Source organism: Methanomicrobia archaeon, from assembly GCA_016930255.1.
GTDB lineage: Archaea > Halobacteriota > Syntropharchaeia > Alkanophagales > Methanospirareceae > JACGMN01.
Map to the genome: position 1 here is coordinate 1 of JAFGHB010000060.1, position 4366 is coordinate 4366.

Genomic DNA, 4366 nt, shown 5'->3' on the forward strand with positions numbered 1-4366 from the left:
ACTGCGTCACTACCGCCAGGACATAACTCATCACAGACTTATTTCCGATATATATCACGTTGTCTTCTCCAGGCATTTTTGCATCACCAATTTGTAACTAGGTACAGGGATATTTAAAGGTATCACCTTCTTGATGGTATCGCATTCTCTTCTCTCATTCGGGGATCGTTAGAAGGTGATTTCTCCCTTTACGAGATGGATGCGGGAACGGCTGCGCGGTCCGGAATAGAGGGGCACATATTTCTTAGCGTAATCTCCTTTTATTTTATAACACGATGAAAGCGCTGGTGTTTGAGCCTTTTTCGGGTGCCTCTGGAGACATGATCATTGGCAGCCTGCTGGATCTGGGCGTGCAGGAGTCAAAGATAGCGGATGCTATTTCTGCCTTTGACCTTGAGCTGGCGGTGCAAGAGGTGGAAAAGCGAGGGATAGTGGCAAAGAAAGTCGAGTTCGTAACGACGAGCACTACATCTGCGGCAGGAGCACGAGCCGTACGGTCGTATACGGATATCGTGAGCGCGATAGAGCACAGTGGATTGGAGAATGAGATAATAGAGAATGCCCTGAGCGTATTTGAACGGCTCGCAACCGCCGAGGCAACCGTGCACGGAACGCCCAAAGAACGCTTACACCTCCACGAGATCGGCGCGTGGGATACCCTAGGGGACCTTGTAGGAAGCACTGTTGCCTTCCTGGATCTTCGCCCGGATATCGTTATAAGCACTCCCATTTCGGTGGGTACTGGCTTTGTAGAAACCGAACACGGACTTTTGCCTGTTCCTGCACCTGCAACGGTTGAAATATTACGAGACACCTCGTTGTTGTATCAGGGCGGCCCTTTTAAATCCACTTCTGAGCTGTTAACACCGACGGGTGCGGCGCTCTTCGCGCACTTTGTTCAACGCTCTGAACCCTTCTTACCGCAGATGCGTATTACAAAAGCGGGATACGGCGCAGGGTCACGGGACGGGCCGATGCCGAACGTCTTACGAGCAAGTTTAGGAGAGATTGAAGGCTTGTCTCGCGATGCTATCGAGGTTTTAGAGACGAACGTTGACAATGTCACCGGTGAGGTGCTGGGGAATCTTACAGGGGTGCTCATGGCCGAGGGTGCGAAGGACGTTGCAATCGCACCGGTGCTCATGAAGAAAGGCAGAATGGGCCACATAATCAAGGTGATTACCACGCCACAGGATGCCGCTCGAATCGCGTACAGGATAATGGAAGAGACCGGTTCGTTAGGGGTTCGAGTCATGCAGGTGAAGCATCGGTTCGTGGCTAATAGGGAAGAGAAGAAGGTGACGGTGAGGATCAGAGGCGTAGAGCGGGAAGTGGGTGTGAAGATAGGGCGAGATGCCGAAGGTAAGGTGCTCAACGTGGCTGCGGAATTCGAGGATGCGCGACGGGTTGCGAACGAGTTGAAAATGCCGTTGAAGGATGTGATGCGGATAGTGGAAGCAACCTTTTTCTATAAATAACCTAAAGGCTTTCTTAGCGTAGTCCAGCCTTTAAAAGTTGGAGATGCGAGCGGGGGTTGCCAAGAGGACAAAGGCGCAGCGTTGAGGTCGCTGTCCCGTAGGGGTTCGAGGGTTCAAATCCCTCCCTCCGCATAAGCACCAAACGCTTTTCTTTGGTGGAGGGAAAAAGATTTAAAGACGGAGTTCTAAGACATTGATTGATTAACCGAGAGGGGAAGAAAAGATGAGGCAAATGGGGAATGAAACGGTCTCAGAAGGCGGGGAAGTAAAGACGATGGATGCTGAAGAAATAGAGAAAATCTTGGAAAAGTCCCGGACGATCATAAAGGTAATCGGATGTGGAGGAAGTGGGACGAACACGATCCAGAGGATGACCGAGGAGGGCATCTTCGGTGCGGAACTCTTTGCTTTGAACACGGATGCTCAACATTTGTTGTACGCGAAAGTAGATAGGAAGCTCTTGATAGGGAAGAAGACGACGCGGGGGCTGGGAGCAGGAAGTATCCCGCGGTTAGGCGAGGAAGCGGCACGGGAGAACGATAATGATATAAGGGCCATGGTGGAGGATGCGGACATGGTTTTTGTCACGTGCGGCTTAGGCGGTGGCACGGGGACCGGATCAGCACCCGTCGTTGCCCAAGCATCACAGGAAGTCGGTGCACTCACCATCGGCGTGGTAACTTTGCCGTTTAGCGCAGAAGGCGCGGTAAGGATGGAAAATATGGATTACGGCCTTGAGAAACTGCGTGAGAATACAGACACGTTGATTGTAATACCAAATGATAAGTTATTAGATGTCGTGCCACGATTGCCCTTAAACGAGGCGTTTAAAGTCGCGGATGACGTGCTGATGCGCTCGGTGAAGGGTCTGACCGAGCTGATAACGAAGCCGGGACTTATCAATCTGGACTTCGCCGATGTGCGGACGGTGATGAAAGACGGAGGCATGGCGATGATCGGCTTTGGGGAGTCGGACGGCCAGAACAAGGCAATCGAATCGGTGCGAAAGGCGTTAAGCTCCCCTCTGCTTGAAGTTGAGGTCTCGGATGCGAACGCGGCGCTGGTAAACGTGATAGGCGGCGAGGACATGACGGTCGAGGAGGCCGAGGGAGCACTGCAGGAAGTCTACCGGATGATGAATCCCGAAGCACGGATCATCTGGGGTGTGCAGGTGAGTCCAGAGCTGAAGAACATGATACGAACGCTGCTCATCGTAACGGGCGTGAAATCAGAGCAGATATATGACCGTAAGGATGTGAAGAAGGAGAAATTCGGCATTGAGATAGTACGGTAGTCAGGTGTTTGTGTAAGTACGAGCTGAGGATAGCAGTAGCAATGCAAGAACAAAAATTCGATTTCGAAGGGTTAAAGGTAGAGAACTGGTCGAAGAAGATAAAGGAGTATATAAGGATAGTGAAGTTGGCGAAACGGCCGAAGCGAGACGAATTCATCAAGATATCCGAAATCGCGGGTGCTGCAATGGCACTGGTCGGTGTCATCGGTTTTGCCATTTATCTTTTACTGACCGTATTGCCGAAGGGGTTTTGAGCGATGGCCAGGATAGTGGCAGTAAAGACGACGGTTAACCAGGAGCAGGCAGTAGCGGCCATGATTGAGGGCGCGATAAAGGAGCAGCCGGCGAGCGAGCATGGACTGAAGGCGATTTTGGTGCCTGACGAACTCAGGGGGTACGTGCTGATAGAAGCGGAGTATCCCGAGATGGTAGAGCAGATCGTTCAGAGCATCCCGCATGCACGTGGCCTGGTCAAAGGCGAGATGGATTTGGACGAGATCGAGCATTTCCTCACGCCGAAACCGTCGGTAACCGGTATTGTTGAGGGGAGCATTATAGAAATCATATCGGGACCGTTCAAGGGCGAACGAGCGCGCGTGAAGAAAGTGGACGAGGCGCACGAGGAGATCACCATTGAGCTCTTTGAGGCGATGGTTCCGATACCGGTCACGGTTCGCGGCGACAGCGTACGGGTATTGAGCAGAGAGGATCACGAAGAGGATCACTAACTAGCTTCACGTCATAGGATTATAAGCAGTTGAATGGATCGATAGAGCGCGGCGGGATACTATAACATGACAGACAAGAAGGGCGCAAAGCATGACTTGCGGCCAGCGATTGCGCAGGATTACCAAACGGGCGAGGTGCTTATGCTCGCGTACATGGATGATGAGGCGCTGCGACTGACGAGAGAGACGGGTAAGGCGCATTACTGGAGCAGGAGTCGCGGCAAACTATGGCGGAAAGGTGAACAATCGGGTCACGAGCAGCTCGTAAAGGACATTCTAATCGATTGCGACGAGGATACTATTCTGTTGAAGGTGGAGCAGATCGGCGGCGCATGTCATACGGGCTACCGGTCGTGCTTTTACCGCACGATCGATGGTGACATCGTGGGTACGAAGGTATTCGATCCGGAAGAGGCGTACGGGAAGAAGCAGGAATAAAGATTAAGATTTTCGAAATATCCTAACACGTATATTCCACCATTTTTTGGGTTTCTCAGTCAACTCAATCAGCCGTTCCATATATTTTTCATAATCCAAGTCGATTTGATCTTTTAGTTCCTTTTTAATCTTTCCCAATTCATTCTTTCCAACGTTTTTCCCTTCAAGTCTTCCCCCACCATCTATGATCTCTAAATTTTTTTCTGCTTTAGCAACTAAATCACCGCTGCCCAAATACAGGGTTGCTCTAACTTCTTGGTAGAAATCAGATTCCTCTGGACTCAATCCACCAGCTCTAGATGACGGATCATACCTTTCTAGTATTCGCTTATTGAACTTTGGGTGATGTCCTAACTTTCATGACTCACTTTGAACATCAATAATTCCTCCCATGTCCAAACGTGATCGGTAATGCCCTCAGCCATGCA

Annotated in this window: 6 protein-coding genes and 1 tRNA gene; 6 read left to right on the top strand and 1 reads right to left on the bottom strand. The window is 50.8% G+C overall.

The window, feature by feature from the left end:
- Positions 1 to 275 precede the first annotated feature (275 nt).
- The 6 genes from larC (at position 276) to hisI (ending at position 3938) form a co-directional block, all read left to right on the top strand.
- A complete protein-coding gene (gene larC, locus JW878_08400; GenBank protein MBN1763077.1) occupies positions 276 to 1478 on the top strand; it encodes a nickel pincer cofactor biosynthesis protein LarC in 1203 nt (400 codons plus the stop codon).
- A 49-nt stretch (positions 1479 to 1527) separates the two neighbouring features.
- A tRNA-Leu gene (locus JW878_08405) sits at positions 1528 to 1610 on the top strand.
- Positions 1611 to 1701: 91 nt separating this feature from the next.
- Positions 1702 to 2772, top strand: a complete 1071-nt coding sequence (ftsZ, locus tag JW878_08410) for a cell division protein FtsZ (GenBank protein ID MBN1763078.1) — start codon at positions 1702 to 1704, stop codon at positions 2770 to 2772.
- Between the two features lie 41 nt (positions 2773 to 2813).
- Positions 2814 to 3026 carry a protein translocase SEC61 complex subunit gamma gene (locus JW878_08415; GenBank protein MBN1763079.1) on the top strand — a complete coding sequence of 71 codons (213 nt, stop codon included), beginning with the start codon at positions 2814 to 2816 and terminating at the stop codon, positions 3024 to 3026.
- Between the two features lie 3 nt (positions 3027 to 3029).
- A complete protein-coding gene (locus tag JW878_08420) occupies positions 3030 to 3500 on the top strand; it encodes a transcription elongation factor Spt5 (protein ID MBN1763080.1) in 471 nt (156 codons plus the stop codon).
- 66 nt (positions 3501 to 3566) lie between these two features.
- Entirely contained in the window at positions 3567 to 3938 is a 372-nt protein-coding gene (gene hisI, locus JW878_08425) for a phosphoribosyl-AMP cyclohydrolase (protein MBN1763081.1), read from the top strand.
- A 3-nt stretch (positions 3939 to 3941) separates the two neighbouring features.
- On the opposite strand, the gene JW878_08430 is transcribed toward hisI, so the two are convergent.
- Positions 3942 to 4223 (bottom strand): hypothetical protein, encoded by a 282-nt coding sequence (locus tag JW878_08430; GenBank protein ID MBN1763082.1) that lies wholly within the window; start codon positions 4221 to 4223, stop codon positions 3942 to 3944.
- Positions 4224 to 4366 lie beyond the last annotated feature (143 nt).

Excerpts from the sequence above, each read along its gene's own strand:
- ftsZ (MBN1763078.1), top strand. The coding sequence starts at position 1,702 with ATGAGGCAAATGGGGAATGAAACGGTCTCAGAAGGCGGGGAAGTAAAG.
- JW878_08415 (MBN1763079.1), top strand. The coding sequence starts at position 2,814 with ATGCAAGAACAAAAATTCGATTTCGAAGGGTTAAAGGTAGAGAACTGG.
- JW878_08420 (MBN1763080.1), top strand. The coding sequence starts at position 3,030 with ATGGCCAGGATAGTGGCAGTAAAGACGACGGTTAACCAGGAGCAGGCA.
- larC (MBN1763077.1), top strand. The coding sequence starts at position 276 with ATGAAAGCGCTGGTGTTTGAGCCTTTTTCGGGTGCCTCTGGAGACATG.
- hisI (MBN1763081.1), top strand. The coding sequence starts at position 3,567 with ATGACAGACAAGAAGGGCGCAAAGCATGACTTGCGGCCAGCGATTGCG.